The sequence below is a fragment of the Pseudomonas gorinensis genome, assembly GCF_042015035.1.
Classification (GTDB): Bacteria; Pseudomonadota; Gammaproteobacteria; order Pseudomonadales; family Pseudomonadaceae; genus Aquipseudomonas; species Aquipseudomonas gorinensis.
Window position 1 is genome coordinate 6,477,029 of record NZ_CP167125.1, and the last position, 14,220, is coordinate 6,491,248.

The following is a 14,220-nucleotide window of genomic DNA, read 5'->3' on the forward strand; positions in this document are numbered from 1 at the left end:
CGATGGCAATTGTTCAGACACAGATGTTTTGACTGAAATGCCGCTATCGGGGGCAAGCCCCCTCCCACATTTTGATTTGCGGTGCTATCGATAGAACAACCGATACCCCACCTGCCCCACCGCCTCGTTGAGCAACTGCCCGCTCTGCCACACTGACTTGAACTCCGGCATCCAGCCGCCCAGTGGCCGGGCGTTGTCCACGCCCAGGAAACCGACAGGCGCCGGCACCACGGTAAAGCCGGCCTTTTCAAAGCTCCAGACCGAACGCGGCATATGCCAGGCCTGGGTCACCAGCACCACGCGCTTGATGCCCTCGGGTAACAGAATCCCGGCGCTCATCTGCGCGTTTTCCCACGTGGTACGGCTGCGCTCTTCCTTCCAGCGCACCATGACGCCAAAGTCATCTTGCATCGACACCGCCATCAACTCAGCCTCGCTGGGCGGCGTCCCGTAGTGCAAACCACCGCTGGTCAACACCGGCAACCCGGATGCCTTGGCCAAACGCGCGGCATAGCGCTGGCGCTCAAGCCCGATTCCCGTGGGCTGGTCCGAACCCCAGGCCGGATCGCCACGCTCTCGGCCCGAACCCAATATCACAATGGCATCAGCGCGCTCGGCCAGGGTCGACCAGTCCTCGCGGGCCAAGGGCGGTTGCGTCTCCAGGGCCCGCGCGCCCCACTCCACCACGACCGGCAAGCTCATCAGCCACATGCCCCCCAGCCCAAGGGCAAAACAGCATCCTGCCAGGCGCGGACGGCTGCGACGAAACCACCAGGCAAGCGCGAGCAACAGCAAAAGAATGCCAGGCGGCAGTAACAGTTGTTTGATGAAGTAACGAATAGGCATCGGGCATCTCCATAGATGCCCGAAGCCTAAGGTGTAACGGGGGTTGAGCGACACTATTTAAGAGCAAAGCTGTGGTTGCGATGATCAGGCAGCAACAGGAGGGTGCATTACTTGAACCGTACGGCCCGACGTTTTTCCGGGCCGCGACCAGCCAACACATCCTTGAGCCACACCACCTTGGCCGACCGCGGGGGTTCACTGTATGGCGGGGAAGCCACACCGCTCGACACCGCGCGTCCATTCCTTTCCAGGTAAGCCGTGATCAGTTCCAACTCTGCGCGGCTCAAGCCTCGCAGTTCCAACTCCACAGGCCGTTCATCACGCAATCGGTCCGCAGTACTTGCCGCATCCAGTGCCCGACCCAAGCGGTCGATCAGTCCTTGGTATACATCCGATTTAGATAACATTCGCTGCGATTCCACCATCCCCTCACCTCATTGAAGATAAGACTCACTCCCCAATAAACAGCGTAGCCCCCATGGCTGCGCCTGCCCGGTGCCGCGACAGACGGCCTCGGTGGCGCAATCAGGGTTTCCCTCGATAGAGTGGGGTCATGTATGCTACGGCGCTTCCTGTAACTCCACTTCCCGCAGGGTTTGGGCACGGACGCGCCGCTTTTTGGTGTCGATCAACCCGGACAGTGCACCGAAGAGGATTAGGCCACCCCTATCCAGTTCAAAAGTAGCCATGCACGAACAATATCAGCCCCGTGAAATAGAAAATGCCGCCCAAACCTTCTGGGACGAGCAAAAGTCCTTTGAAGTCAGTGAACAGCCAGGCAAGGAGACTTTCTACTGCCTATCGATGTTCCCTTACCCCAGCGGCAAGCTACACATGGGGCATGTGCGTAACTACACCATCGGCGACGTGATTTCCCGCTACCAGCGCATGCAAGGCAAGAACGTCCTGCAACCCATGGGTTGGGACGCCTTCGGCATGCCGGCGGAAAACGCCGCGATGAAAAACAACGTGGCTCCCGCCAAGTGGACCTACGAAAACATCGCCTACATGAAGTCCCAGCTGCGCAGCCTGGGCCTGGCGGTGGACTGGTCTCGCGAAGTGACCACCTGCAAGCCGGACTACTACCGCTGGGAACAATGGCTGTTCACTCGCCTGTTCGAAAAAGGCGTGATCTACAAAAAAAGCGGCACCGTGAACTGGGACCCGATCGACCAGACCGTACTGGCCAACGAGCAGGTCATCGACGGTCGCGGCTGGCGCTCCGGCGCGCTGATCGAAAAGCGCGAAATCCCGATGTACTACTTCAAGATCACCGCCTACGCGGACGAACTCTTGTCGAGCCTCGACGATTTGCCGGGCTGGCCTGAACAGGTCAAGACCATGCAACGCAACTGGATCGGCAAGTCCAAGGGCATGGAAGTTCAGTTCCCGTACAACGTCGACTCCATCGGCGAAGCCGGCGCACTCAAAGTCTTCACCACCCGTCCAGACACCCTGATGGGCGCGACCTACGTCGCCGTGGCTGCCGAGCACCCATTGGCCACCCAGGCTGCCCGCAACAACCCTGAACTGCAGGCGTTCATTGCCGAATGCAAAGGCGGCAGCGTGGCCGAGGCCGACGTCGCCACCCAGGAGAAAAAGGGCCTGCCGACCGGGTTGTTCGTCGAGCACCCGCTGACCGGCGAAAAGCTGCCGGTCTGGGTCGCCAACTACGTGCTGATGCACTACGGCGATGGCGCAGTAATGGCTGTGCCGGCCCACGACGAGCGCGATTTCGAATTCGCCACCAAATACAGCCTGCCGATCAAGTCAGTGGTGCGCACCAGCTCGGGCGACACCAACCCGGCCCCGTGGCAAGACGCCTACGGTGAGCACGGTGAGCTGATCAACTCCGGCGAGTTCGACGGCCTGGACTTCGCCGGCGCCTTCGACGCCATCGAAGTCGCACTGATCAAGAAAAACCTCGGCGCCTCGCGCACCCAGTTCCGCCTGCGCGACTGGGGCATCAGCCGCCAACGCTATTGGGGCTGCCCGATCCCGATCATCCATTGCGAAAGCTGTGGCGACGTGCCGGTGCCGGAAGACCAACTGCCGGTCATCCTGCCGGAAGACGTGGTGCCGGACGGCGCCGGTTCGCCGCTGGCGCGCATGCCCGAGTTCTACGAGTGCAACTGCCCGAAATGCGGCCAGCCTGCCAAGCGTGAAACCGACACCATGGACACCTTCGTCGAGTCCTCGTGGTACTACGCCCGCTACGCCTCGCCGCACTATGAAGGCGGCCTGGTGGAAAAATCCGCGGCCGACCACTGGCTGCCGGTGGATCAGTACATCGGCGGTATCGAACACGCCATTCTCCACCTGCTGTACGCGCGCTTCTTCCACAAGCTGATGCGCGACGAAGGCCTGGTGAGTTCCAATGAACCGTTCAAGAACCTGCTGACCCAGGGCATGGTCGTCGCCGAGACTTACTATCGCCGCGAGGCCAATGGCGCCTACACCTGGTTCAACCCGGCGGACGTCGAACTGGAGCGCGACAGCAAGGCCAAGGTCATCAGCGCCAAGCTGATCGCCGACGGCCTGCCGGTGGAAATCGGCGGCACCGAGAAGATGGCCAAGTCGAAGAACAACGGCGTCGACCCACAGTCGATGATCGACCAGTTCGGCGCAGACACCTGCCGCCTGTTCATGATGTTCGCCTCGCCGCCTGACATGAGCGCCGAATGGTCCGACTCCGGCGTCGAAGGTTCGCACCGTTTCCTCAAGCGCGTCTGGCGCCTGGCCCATGCCCATGTCAGCCAGGGCCTGCCTGGCAAGCTGGATGTAGCGGGCTTGAATGATGAGCAGAAAGCCATTCGCCGCAGTACCCACCTGGCCATCAAGCAAGCGAGCCAGGATGTGGGTCAGCACCACAAGTTCAACACCGCCATCGCCCAGGTGATGACCCTGATGAACGTGCTGGAGAAAGCACCACACGCCACCGAACAGGACCGTGCGCTGGTTCAGGAAGGCCTGGAAACGGTCACCTTGCTGCTGGCCCCGATCACGCCGCACATCAGCCACGAACTGTGGAGCCGCCTGGGCCACAGCGACGCGGTCATCGATGCCCGCTGGCCGGTGCAGGATGACAGCGCGCTGGTACAGGACACGTTGCAACTGGTGATCCAGGTCAACGGTAAACTGCGCGGGCACATCGACATGCCTGCCAGCGCCAGCCGTGAAGACGTCGAAGCGGCCGCACGCATCAATGAGAACGTGCTGCGCTTTACCGAAGGCCTGACGATCCGCAAAGTGATCGTGGTGCCCGGCAAGCTGGTCAATATCGTCGCGAGCTAAATCGGATCGGGCGCAGGGCTTGGGCCCTGCGCCGAACAAAACCTCCAGGGCCTCGATAAGGCCCACATGGTTTCAAGGGGAGCAACAAAATGATCAAACGCAATTTGCTGGTGATGGGCCTTGCCGTGCTGCTGAGCGCTTGCGGCTTCCAGCTGCGCGGTACTGGCACCAATGAACTGGCGATCAAGGAACTGGACGTCAGCGCCCGCGACGCCTACGGCAATACTGTGACCCAGTTGCGCCAGGTACTGGAAAACAGCGGTGTGCACGTCTACACCGGCGCGCCCTATAAGCTGGTCCTGATAAACGAGAAAGAAACCCAGCGTAACCTCAGCTACGCCAGTGCCGGCCGCGCCTCGGACATCGAACTGAGCAGTGAGCTCAACTTCGAAATCCAAGGCCGCGAACACCTGCCATTGATGGGTGACAAGGTCCAGGTGCAGAAAATCGTCAGCCACGACGGCAACAACCTGGTGGGTTCGGACTCGGAAAGCATCCAGGTGCGCAAGGAAATGCGTCGTGAATTGGTGCAACGCATGGTCGTGCGCCTGCAGATGCTGACCCCACAACAACTCGACACCTTGCAGCAAAACGCCGACAACAAGGCCAAGGCTGACGCCGACGCCCTGAAAGCCGCGCAAGAGTACGAAAACAACACGCCGAAACAATCGCCTGTTGAAGTCCCTGTCGAGTAAGCCAGACGGGGCGCCCCAGGCGCCCCGTTCGCCCAGCCTATGAAACTCGCCCCCGCCCAACTCGCCAAACACCTGCAAGGTGGCCTCGCGCCGGTGTATATCGTCAGCGGTGATGACCCGCTGCTGTGCCAGGAAGCGGCGGACGCCATCCGCACTGCCGCACGCCAGCACGGCTTCGATGAGCGACAGGTGTTCAGCGCCGACGCCAGTTTCGACTGGGGCACGCTGCTGCAAGCCGGCGCCAGCATGTCGCTGTTTGCGGAAAAACGCCTGCTGGAACTGCGCTTGCCGTCGGGCAAGCCCGGAGACAAAGGCGCAGCCGCCTTCATCGAGTACTGTTCACGACCTGCCGAAGACACAGTGCTGCTGATCAGCCTGCCCAAGCTCGACGGCAGTGCGCAGAAAACCAAGTGGGGCAAGGCGCTGGTGGAAGGGGCGCAGACCCAGTTCATCCAGATCTGGCCGGTGGATAGCAGCCAGTTGCCGCAATGGATTCGTCAGCGCCTGTCACAATCGGGGCTATCGGCGACGCAAGATGCGGTCGAGCTGATCGCCGCCCGGGTCGAAGGCAACTTGCTTGCCGCCGCCCAGGAGATCGAAAAGCTCAAGCTGATGGCTGAAGACGGGCAGATCACCGTCGAGACCGTGCAAGGCGCAGTAGCCGACAGTGCGCGGTTTGACGTGTTCGGGCTGGTGGACGCGATCCTCAATGGCGAACCGGCCCACGCCCTGCGCATGCTCGAAGGGTTACGCGGCGAAGGCGTGGAACCGCCGGTGATCCTCTGGGCCCTGGCCCGGGAACTGCGGGTGCTGGCCAATATCGCGCTGCAATACAGCCAGGGCACGCCGCTCGACAAATGCTTCAGCCAGGCCCGGCCGCCCGTGTGGGACAAACGCAAGCCCCTGATGAGCAAAGCCCTGCAACGGCACTCGGCGCAACGCTGGGCGCAATTGCTGCTGGAAGCGCAGCGCATCGATGCGCAGATCAAGGGCCAGGCTGCCGGTTCGCCGTGGATGAGCTTGAGTCGTTTGTCGCTGTTGATGTCCGGACAGCGCCTGACACTCCCCGCCGAATAGCCCCCTCTTAAAAACACCGCAAAACCAATGTGGGAGGGGGCTTGCCCCCGATAGCGGCGTGTCAGCCACTGCATCTTTAGCTGATCCACCACGATCGGGAGCAAGTCGAATCATCGCACCGCCCTTCCCACATTTTTGACTGCGTTTACAATTCATGGGCTTTACAGCAGCCTGGCTTCGGCAGATGATTTGCACCGCTGCATCCCACCTGAAGAGAGCATCAACCATGAGCAAAAAGCCATCCAAGCATGGCCCCAACAAGGCCAAATCCATCATCGCCCAGCCACTGTTCCGCAGCCGTCAGGAACGCGCCGGCAAGGGCAAAGGCAGCTACCGCCGCGAAGCCTTCCAGTCTAATAGCTGGGAGGCTTCTTACTTTCTGGCTGCCTGAAGGCAAGCGCCCCTCCGGCATGATAAGGTCTGCACCTGATTTGTAATCCCTGGACCTGTGCATGCCCTCTAGTCTTTCCCGTCGTTGGCACCTTCGCCAATTGATCGCTGCCTCCAGCCTCATACTGCTTGTCGCCTGCGCGGAAAAGCCCACCGCCGCGGACGCTCAACCCCTGCCGACATTGCAGACCGCCCCCGTCGCAGCGCCCGCTGTCGTGGCCCCGCTGGCCGTGGACAATCTCGACATCCAGCCCACCCAGACCTTTGCCGAATGGCAGGCCGGTTTCCGCGAGCAAGCCTTGAAGGCCGGGATTACACCCGCCGTCTTCGATAATGCATTTGCCGGTGTTACCCCCGACATGGCGGTGATCCGCGCTGACCGCAGCCAGCCGGAGTTTTCCCGCCCGGTGTGGGAATACCTCGATGGCGCCCTGTCGCCGGTGCGCGTGCGTAACGGCCAGTCAATGCTGATCAAGTACGCCGATATCCTGCAAAGCATCGAGCAACGGTATGGCGTCGACCGCCAGGCACTGGTCTCGGTCTGGGGCATGGAAAGCAACTTCGGCCAGTTCCAAGGCAATAACTCGGTGATCCGCTCCTTGGCGACCCTGGCCTACGAAGGCCGTCGCCCGGCCTTTGCCCAGGCGCAATTGCTCGCCGCACTGCAGATCATCCAGCATGGCGATATCCAGGCCGACCAGATGAAAGGCTCCTGGGCCGGCGCCATGGGCCAGACCCAATTTATCCCGACCACCTACAATACCCACGCCGTGGACTTCGATGGCGACGGTCGCCGCGATATATGGAACAGCCCGGCCGACGCCCTCGCCTCCACCGCTCACTACCTGCAAAGCTCCGGCTGGCAGAAAGGCCAACCGTGGGGCTTCGAGGTGCAACAACTGCCGGCGAACTTCGATTACGCCCTGGCCGACGGCGGTATACGCAAGACCGTGGCCGAATGGCTGAAACTGGGTATCCAGTTGCCACCGGGGGCCAGCATGCCGGCCAACGTTGGGCAACTGTCCGCCGCGCTGCTGCTGCCAGCCGGCTACCGTGGCCCGGCGTTCCTGGTGCTGGATAATTTCCGCGCGATCCTCAAGTACAACAACTCATCGTCCTACGCGCTGGCCGTGGGCCTGCTGTCGGAACGGTTTGGTGGAGGCGGTGTGATCCGTGGGGATTGGCCGAAGGATGAGCTGCCGCTGAGCCGTTCACAGCGCATCGACCTGCAGACGGCGTTGAGCGCCAATGGTTATGACGCGGGCAACCCGGACGGAATTATCGGCGCGAACACGCGCAAGGCGATTCGGGCGGCGCAGCAATCGTTGGGCTGGCCAGCGGATGGGTATCCGACCGTGAAGTTGCTGGAGTCGTTGCAGAACCGTTAGATCTGCTTATGGCGACGACCACTATCGGGGGCAAGCCCTCGATAGCGGTTTAGCAAACGCCAATAGATTCAGGGCCGGACAACCACATCCTGCTCCAACACCACCCGCTGCTCCCCCGCATCCAACCGCACCAACGCGCCCATCGGCAGCGTCAGGTTCGGATCGCAATGCCCGCTGCGCCAGCCGGCCAGCACCGGTATGCACAACGGCTCGAACGTCTGCTTCAGCAGGCGCTCCAGCGCAACGTTATCCACCCCCGCCACATCCCCTACCAGCACACCGGCGACCTGAGCCAACTTGCCCGCCAGACGCAGGTGCGTCAGCAGACGGTCGATGCGGTAGATCGGCTCGTTGACGTCTTCGATAAACAGGATGATGCCCTCGGCATCGATTTCGTAGGGCGTCCCCATCACCGCCGCGATCATTGACAGGTTGCCCCCCAATAAGCGCCCACAGGCGATACCAGGCTCGATCGTAGTCAACGGGTAGGCCACCGGGTGCACCAACACACTGCCTGCGCCCAGCTGGCCTCGCAGCAGGTTGAACAGTGATGACTCGGTGGGGGGTTGCTTGCCGCCAAGCAAGTCGGCATTCAGCATCGGGCCGTGGAAGGTCACAAAGCCCGCATAGTGGCTGATCGCAAGGTGCAAAGCGGTGATGTCGCTGTAGCCCACAAAGGGTTTGGGGTTGGCGCGCAGCAGGTCGAAGTCCAGCGCGTCGAGCAGCCGCGGCGTGCCGTAACCACCACGCAAACAGAAGATAGCGTCGATTTCCGGATCGGCAAAAGCGGCGTGCAGGTCACGCAGACGTACTGCATCACTGCCGGCGAGGTAGCCGTCGCGTTCATAGACACCGGGGGAAATTCGCAGATCGTAGCCGCGCGTGCGCATCCATTGGCCAGCCTTTTCAACGTCCAGCACGGCAGGGCCGGCGGGAGCGATCAGGGCGATGGTGCCTTCAGAGCGAAGGGCTGGAACGGCTGCAGTCATACACAACTCTCCCTAACTAACGCGGAACGAAATGTGGGAGGGGGCTTGCCCCCGAAAGCGGTGGATCAGCCAGCACATGGAGTGACTGACATACCGCAATCGGGGGCAAGCCCCCTCCCACACTGGATCTCAACCCCTATCAGGAAACCAGGCTAGCCTTGACCAGCTTGGCTTGCTCATCGGCGTGGTACGAGGAACGTACCAGCGGGCCCGACGCGACGTTCTTGAAGCCCATCTTGTAGCCTTCCTCGGCGAACCAGGCGAAGGTGTCCGGGTGTACGAAGCGCTGTACCGGCAAGTGGCTGCGGGACGGTTGCAGGTACTGGCCCAGGGTCAGCATGTCGATGTCGTGTTCGCGCATGCGCTTCATGACTTCGATCACTTCTTCGTCGGTTTCGCCCAGGCCCAGCATCAAGCCGGATTTGGTCGGAATATGCGGCATCATCTGCTTGAACTTCTGCAGCAGGGTCAGCGACCACTGGTAGTCCGAACCCGGGCGCGCGGCCTTGTACAGGCGCGGCACGGTTTCCAGGTTGTGGTTGAACACATCTGGCGGCTCGGCGGCGGTGATTTCCAGCGCCACGTCCATACGGCCACGGTAGTCCGGGACCAGGGTTTCGAGCATCACGTTCGGTGACAGCTTGCGGATTTCGCGGATGCAGTCGGCGAAATGCTGGGCGCCGCCGTCGCGCAGGTCGTCACGGTCTACCGAGGTGATCACCACGTACTTGAGTTTCAGGTCGGCGATGGCGATGGCCAGGCTTTCCGGTTCGTTGACGTCCAGTGGCTTCGGCCGGCCGTGGCCGACGTCGCAGAACGGGCAACGACGGGTGCAGATGTCACCCATGATCATGAAGGTGGCGGTGCCGCCGGAGAAGCACTCGCCCAGGTTCGGGCACGATGCTTCTTCGCACACGCTGTGCAGCTTGTGCTTGCGCAGCAGGGCCTTGATCCGGTCGACTTCCGGCGAGACCGGAATACGCACGCGAATCCAGTCAGGCTTTTTCGGCAGTTCGGTCGTCGGGATGATCTTGACCGGGATGCGTGCAACCTTTTCGGCGCCGCGCAGCTTGACGCCGGCTTCCACCTTGGCACGCGGGGCCGGGGCCGGACGCTCGGTAACGTCCAGCGTCGGGATCATGGTTTGCACTGCATCAGTAGTCATAATCAGTCGATTCCGCCCGTGAGGGTCGTCTGCTCAGCATAGTCGAGGTGTTTGACGAGCTGCGCACGCAGCCGGGCACTTACCTCGGCAAATTTAATCGGTGTGGCGTGGTCGCTCAGTTGGGTCATCGCCAGCCCGGCATAACCGCACGGGTTGATGCGCCGGAACGGTGCCAGGTCCATGTCCACGTTCAGGGCCAGGCCATGAAAGGAACAACCGTGGCGAATCCGCAAACCGAGGGACGCGATTTTCGCGCCGTCCACATACACACCGGGTGCATCGGGCTTGGCCGCGGCGCTCACGCCATAACTGGCCAACAGCTCGATCAGGCAAGCCTCCATGCGGCTTACCAGGTCGCGCACGCCAAAACCCAGCTTGCGCACGTCCAGCAGCAGGTAAGCCACCAGTTGACCGGGCCCATGGTAAGTCACTTGCCCCCCTCGGTCGACCTGCACCACCGGAATATCCCCCGGCAGCAGCAGATGTTCGGCCTTGCCGGCCTGGCCCTGGGTGAACACCGGCGGGTGCTCCACCAGCCAGATTTCATCGGGCGCCGAAGTGCCGCGCTCATTCGTGAACCGCTGCATGGCGTGCCAGACGGGCTCGTAGTCCATCCGGCCGAGCTCGCGAAAGCCCAGGACCTGTGGCATCACAGCACCATGTGCACGAAGCCGGTGGCCCGCAGTTCGCTGTTGATGTCGTAGAGCTGGTCTTGACCGGTCGCAACGATGTGCAACTGGATCGTGGTGTATTTACCGTTGGAGCTCAAACGCTCGTCCACCCGGTTGTCATTGATCGTCGCGTGTTTACGCACGATCTGAAGAATCGTGTCTTTGTTGCCTACACCGGTATCGCTGATCACCTTGACGGGATAATCCACGTTTGGGAATTCGATCTTTGGCGCCTTTACTTCTTTATCGGTCATGGCGTAACGGCCTCGTAAGCGTAAGCCGTGGCGACGGGCAAAGCCCCGTGTCGGATCAACACGGGGCTTTGCAGGTGCACACTTATCAGTTGAACAAGCTGTAGAAGAATAGACGGATGCTATCCCACACGCGGCGGAAGATACCACCTTCGTCGACGGCGTCCAGGGCGATCAGGTCGGCGCTGTGCACCACCTTGTCGTCCAGCTTCACTTCGACTTTACCGATCACATCACCCTTGGCGATTGGTGCAACCAGATGCGGGTTCATGGTCATGCTGGCAGCGAGCTTTTTCAGCTGGCCTTTAGGCATGGTCAGGGTCAGGTCTTCAGCCAGGCCAGCCTTGACTTGCGAGGTCGCGCCTTTCCAAACCGGCGCGGTCGCCAGTTCAGCACCCTTCTGGTAGAAGGTCTGGGTTTCGAAGAAGCGGAAGCCGTAGGTCAGCAGTTTTTGCGTCTCGGCGGCACGCGCCTGCTCGCTGTTGGTGCCGAAGACCACGGCGATCAGGCGCTGGCCGTCACGCACGGCGGACGACACCATGCAGTAGCCGGCTTCTTCAGTGTGGCCGGTCTTCAGACCGTCGACAGTCTTGTCGCGCCACAGCAGCAGGTTGCGGTTAGGCTGCTTGATGTTGTTCCAGAAGAATTCCTTCTGGGAGTAGATCGCGTAGTGCACCGGGTCGACACGAATGATCGCGCGCGCCAGGATCGCCATGTCATGTGCCGACGAGTAGTGCTCAGGGTTCGGCAGACCGGTCGGGTTCATGAAGTGGCTATTGGTCATGCCCAGGTCGGCCACGGTTTTGTTCATCATGTCGGCGAACGCGTCTTCGCTGCCGGCGATGTGCTCGGCCAGGGCGACGCTGGCGTCGTTACCGGACTGGATGATGATGCCGTGCAGCAGGTCGCTCACCGTTACTTGGGAGCCAACCTTGATGAACATGCGCGAACCGCCGGTACGCCAGGCGTTTTCGCTGACGGTCACCGGGTCGTTCTCGCCGATCTGGCCGCGACGGATTTCCAGGGTCGCGATGTAGGCAGTCATCAGTTTGGTCAGGCTGGCCGGCGGCAGGCGCTGGTCACCGTTGTTCTCGACCAGCACGTTGCCGCTGGCGGCATCCATGAGGACCCAGGCCTTGGCGGCCAGTTGCGGTGAAGCCGGCACCATTTCAACCGCCCAGGCGGCCGGGGTGATGATCAGCGAGATAAGCAGGCACGTGCGTTTGGCTAAGGTGGTGATGTTCATCCGTCTCTCGAAATTACTTATGGAAACTTGCCCTCGCGGGCAAAACTCATTCAGACAGCCCGTTGCCAGACTGTCACGTGTTCGGTTGCCCGCTCACCCCTTGCCCCTGGGTTTTATTGTTCAACGAGCCAACAACCAGGGTTCGGCCCCGCGCACGGGCCCGAACCATCTATCTTTTGGTACTTATTCGGCGGTGACCACACTGGGTTGCCCCAGGTTGGCCAGGCGCACGCTGTTCTGCACTTGCGCAACCTCGCTCGGCGAGCCGATCGGGCCCATGCGCACGCGGTGCAGCGTTTGCTGGTTACGCACGATGGAGCTGATGAACACCGGCGCGTTGACCATGCTGCTCAACTTGGACCTTAACAGTTCTGCCGCGTCCGGGTTGGCGAAAGCGCCCACTTGCAGGTATTGGCCGCCGGCGGTAGAAGCCCCCGGCGCGGCATGCGGCACGACGACAGTATCTGGGGCGTGCTGTGCCGGTGGTGGCGTCCACTGCTCGATCTTGCCGGCCGAAGCGGTCACCTGCGGTTGCGGCGTCTGCGGCTCATTGAGCATCAACGGTGCGGGCTTGCCACGCTGGGCCCAGTACTGCGCCGGGTCGATGCCTTCGACCTTGACCCGCGCGGTGCCGGTTTCGGCATAGCCGAGTTTCTTCGCGGCAGCGTAGGACAAGTCGATGATCCGGTCTGAATAGAATGGTCCACGATCGTTGACCCGCAGGATCACCGTACGGTTGTTGTCCAGGTTGGTCACGCGTACATAGCTGGGCAGCGGCAGCGTCTTGTGGGCCGCGCTCATGCCATACAGGTCATACACTTCGCCGTTGGCGGTGTTCTGGCCGTGAAACTTGGTGCCGTACCACGACGCCGTGCCCGACTGCACGTAGGTCTTGGAGTCCTGCAGCGGGAAGTAGGTCTTGCCCAGCACGGTATACGGGTTGGCCTTGTAGGCGCCGGTATGCAGGGTGGGCGTGGCATCCGGGATTTTCGACACGTCGACATCCCACCACGGCGCGCCATCTTTGTGCGCGCGGTTGATGTCCAGGCCCGGCTGGGAACGAATCGCGCTGCCGCCCGACTTCTGCGCCGGACCGCGACTGGTGGAGCAACTGACAACCAGCAAGGACAACGCGGTGAACGCCACCAGCTTGAGCGGTTTATTGAACAGCGATGCCCGCATTACTTGTTGCCCCGTGCTTGGACCAGCATGTCTGACAGCTGATGTACGGCCATGGCGTACATCACACTGCGGTTATAACGCGTGATTGCGTAGAAATTCTTCAGGCCCATCCAGTATTCCGGGCCGTTTTCGCCTTCCAGGCGGAAGGCCGTCACCGGCATGTCATCACGTGGCGCATTCTGACTCGACCAGCCCAGCGCCCGCAACTCCCCGACGGTCTTGACCGGTTCGATCCCCTGGGTCAAGCCTTCATCGGCCCGCTCCCCGCTGACCTCGGCGCGAACCACCACGGGTTCGCCCCCGACCCAGCCATGGCGCTTGAAGTAGCTGGCCACGCTGCCAATGGCGTCGTCCGGGTTGCTCCAGATATTGATATGCCCGTCGCCGTCAAAATCCACTGCGTAGGCGCGGAAACTGCTCGGCATGAATTGCGGCAGGCCCATGGCCCCGGCGTAGGACCCCTTGAGGGTCAGCGGGTCGACTTGCTCTTCGCGGGCCAGCAGCAGGAATTCGCGCAGTTCCTTGCGGAAGAACTCGGCGCGGGGCGGGTAATCGAAGCCCAGGGTCGACAAGGCGTCGATCACCCGGTAGCTGCCAGTATTGCGCCCGTAGAAGGTTTCAATGCCGATGATCGCCACGATGACCTGGGCCGGCACGCCATATTCCTGCTCGGCGCGGGCCAGCACGGCCTCATGCTGGCGCCAGAAGTCCACGCCGCGGGCCACGCGGGCGTCGGTGAGGAACATCGGGCGATAGTCCTTCCATTGCTTCACGCGTTCGGCGGGGCGGGAGATGGCGTCGAGGATCGCCTGCTTGCGCTGGGCTTCGCGGAACACGCCCATCAGCTGTTCACCGGCAAAACCGTAGTCGCGGGTCATTTCACCGACAAATTCGGCGACCTGGGGTGAACCATCGTAGTCACCGGCCTGCGCCTCTTGCGTTGCCCCCAGCAGCCCAATCAGGCTCATCCAGGACGCATGCCGAGTCGCCCAGCCGCGCATTACTTGCATTGACATCTTCACCTTA

General features: G+C 61.8%; 14 protein-coding genes. 5 read left to right on the top strand and 9 right to left on the bottom strand.

Going from position 1 to position 14,220, the window contains the following annotated elements; all coding sequences use genetic code 11:
• Positions 1-84 precede the first annotated feature (84 nt).
• Positions 85-846, bottom strand: a complete 762-nt coding sequence (locus AB7933_RS29605) for a YdcF family protein (RefSeq protein ID WP_024077565.1) — start codon at positions 844-846, stop codon at positions 85-87.
• A gap of 107 nt (positions 847-953) precedes the next feature.
• On the bottom strand, positions 954-1,271 hold the full coding sequence (locus AB7933_RS29610; protein WP_024077566.1) for a hypothetical protein: 318 nt from the start codon (positions 1,269-1,271) through the stop codon (positions 954-956).
• Positions 1,272-1,533: 262 nt separating this feature from the next.
• Between AB7933_RS29610 and leuS the strand changes: the two genes are divergently transcribed.
• The 5 genes from leuS to AB7933_RS29635 all read left to right on the top strand — a co-directional run bounded on the left by leuS (position 1,534) and on the right by AB7933_RS29635 (position 7,690).
• Positions 1,534-4,140, top strand: a complete 2,607-nt coding sequence (leuS, locus tag AB7933_RS29615) for a leucine--tRNA ligase (RefSeq protein ID WP_024077568.1) — start codon at positions 1,534-1,536, stop codon at positions 4,138-4,140.
• Between the two features lie 89 nt (positions 4,141-4,229).
• Complete coding sequence (gene lptE, locus AB7933_RS29620) at positions 4,230-4,835, top strand: LPS assembly lipoprotein LptE (protein WP_024077569.1); 606 nt, start codon at positions 4,230-4,232, stop codon at positions 4,833-4,835.
• A gap of 39 nt (positions 4,836-4,874) precedes the next feature.
• On the top strand, positions 4,875-5,912 hold the full coding sequence (holA, locus tag AB7933_RS29625; protein ID WP_024077570.1) for a DNA polymerase III subunit delta: 1,038 nt from the start codon (positions 4,875-4,877) through the stop codon (positions 5,910-5,912).
• 226 nt (positions 5,913-6,138) lie between these two features.
• Entirely contained in the window at positions 6,139-6,303 is a 165-nt protein-coding gene (arfA, locus tag AB7933_RS29630; RefSeq protein ID WP_003176285.1) for an alternative ribosome rescue factor ArfA, read from the top strand.
• 61 nt (positions 6,304-6,364) lie between these two features.
• On the top strand, positions 6,365-7,690 hold the full coding sequence (locus AB7933_RS29635) for a lytic murein transglycosylase (protein ID WP_024077571.1): 1,326 nt from the start codon (positions 6,365-6,367) through the stop codon (positions 7,688-7,690).
• Between the two features lie 68 nt (positions 7,691-7,758).
• On the opposite strand, the gene AB7933_RS29640 is transcribed toward AB7933_RS29635, so the two are convergent.
• From AB7933_RS29640 to mltB, 7 genes are all read right to left on the bottom strand, one after another.
• A complete protein-coding gene (locus AB7933_RS29640) occupies positions 7,759-8,679 on the bottom strand; it encodes a S66 peptidase family protein (RefSeq protein WP_024077572.1) in 921 nt (306 codons plus the stop codon).
• Between the two features lie 139 nt (positions 8,680-8,818).
• Entirely contained in the window at positions 8,819-9,820 is a 1,002-nt protein-coding gene (gene lipA, locus AB7933_RS29645; RefSeq protein ID WP_162163623.1) for a lipoyl synthase, read from the bottom strand.
• 26 nt (positions 9,821-9,846) lie between these two features.
• Positions 9,847-10,494 carry a lipoyl(octanoyl) transferase LipB gene (lipB, locus tag AB7933_RS29650; RefSeq protein WP_024077574.1) on the bottom strand — a complete coding sequence of 216 codons (648 nt, stop codon included), beginning with the start codon at positions 10,492-10,494 and terminating at the stop codon, positions 9,847-9,849.
• The gene (locus tag AB7933_RS29655; protein ID WP_024077575.1) at positions 10,494-10,769 is read right to left on the bottom strand and encodes a DUF493 domain-containing protein; all 276 of its coding nucleotides are present in this window, start codon (positions 10,767-10,769) and stop codon (positions 10,494-10,496) included. Before AB7933_RS29655 ends, lipB begins: the two co-directional genes overlap by 1 nt.
• An 85-nt stretch (positions 10,770-10,854) precedes the next feature.
• Positions 10,855-12,012 carry a D-alanyl-D-alanine carboxypeptidase family protein gene (locus AB7933_RS29660; protein ID WP_010562459.1) on the bottom strand — a complete coding sequence of 386 codons (1,158 nt, stop codon included), beginning with the start codon at positions 12,010-12,012 and terminating at the stop codon, positions 10,855-10,857.
• 183 nt (positions 12,013-12,195) lie between these two features.
• Complete coding sequence (locus AB7933_RS29665) at positions 12,196-13,194, bottom strand: septal ring lytic transglycosylase RlpA family protein (protein WP_024077576.1); 999 nt, start codon at positions 13,192-13,194, stop codon at positions 12,196-12,198.
• Complete coding sequence (gene mltB / locus AB7933_RS29670; protein ID WP_024077577.1) at positions 13,194-14,204, bottom strand: lytic murein transglycosylase B; 1,011 nt, start codon at positions 14,202-14,204, stop codon at positions 13,194-13,196. The genes AB7933_RS29665 and mltB overlap by 1 nt, the downstream gene beginning before the upstream one ends.
• Positions 14,205-14,220: the final 16 nt, after the last annotated feature.

Bases quoted from the DNA above. Each gene is read 5' to 3' on its own strand.
- lipA (WP_162163623.1), bottom strand. From the start codon at position 9,820: ATGATCCCGACGCTGGACGTTACCGAGCGTCCGGCCCCGGCCCCGCGT.
- lptE (WP_024077569.1), top strand. From the start codon at position 4,230: ATGATCAAACGCAATTTGCTGGTGATGGGCCTTGCCGTGCTGCTGAGC.
- leuS (WP_024077568.1), top strand. From the start codon at position 1,534: ATGCACGAACAATATCAGCCCCGTGAAATAGAAAATGCCGCCCAAACC.
- AB7933_RS29610 (WP_024077566.1), bottom strand. From the start codon at position 1,271: ATGGTGGAATCGCAGCGAATGTTATCTAAATCGGATGTATACCAAGGA.
- mltB (WP_024077577.1), bottom strand. From the start codon at position 14,204: ATGCAAGTAATGCGCGGCTGGGCGACTCGGCATGCGTCCTGGATGAGC.
- AB7933_RS29655 (WP_024077575.1), bottom strand. From the start codon at position 10,769: ATGACCGATAAAGAAGTAAAGGCGCCAAAGATCGAATTCCCAAACGTG.
- AB7933_RS29665 (WP_024077576.1), bottom strand. From the start codon at position 13,194: ATGCGGGCATCGCTGTTCAATAAACCGCTCAAGCTGGTGGCGTTCACC.
- AB7933_RS29660 (WP_010562459.1), bottom strand. From the start codon at position 12,012: ATGAACATCACCACCTTAGCCAAACGCACGTGCCTGCTTATCTCGCTG.
- AB7933_RS29635 (WP_024077571.1), top strand. From the start codon at position 6,365: ATGCCCTCTAGTCTTTCCCGTCGTTGGCACCTTCGCCAATTGATCGCT.
- AB7933_RS29605 (WP_024077565.1), bottom strand. From the start codon at position 846: ATGCCTATTCGTTACTTCATCAAACAACTGTTACTGCCGCCTGGCATT.
- lipB (WP_024077574.1), bottom strand. From the start codon at position 10,494: ATGCCACAGGTCCTGGGCTTTCGCGAGCTCGGCCGGATGGACTACGAG.
- arfA (WP_003176285.1), top strand. From the start codon at position 6,139: ATGAGCAAAAAGCCATCCAAGCATGGCCCCAACAAGGCCAAATCCATC.
- AB7933_RS29640 (WP_024077572.1), bottom strand. From the start codon at position 8,679: ATGACTGCAGCCGTTCCAGCCCTTCGCTCTGAAGGCACCATCGCCCTG.
- holA (WP_024077570.1), top strand. From the start codon at position 4,875: ATGAAACTCGCCCCCGCCCAACTCGCCAAACACCTGCAAGGTGGCCTC.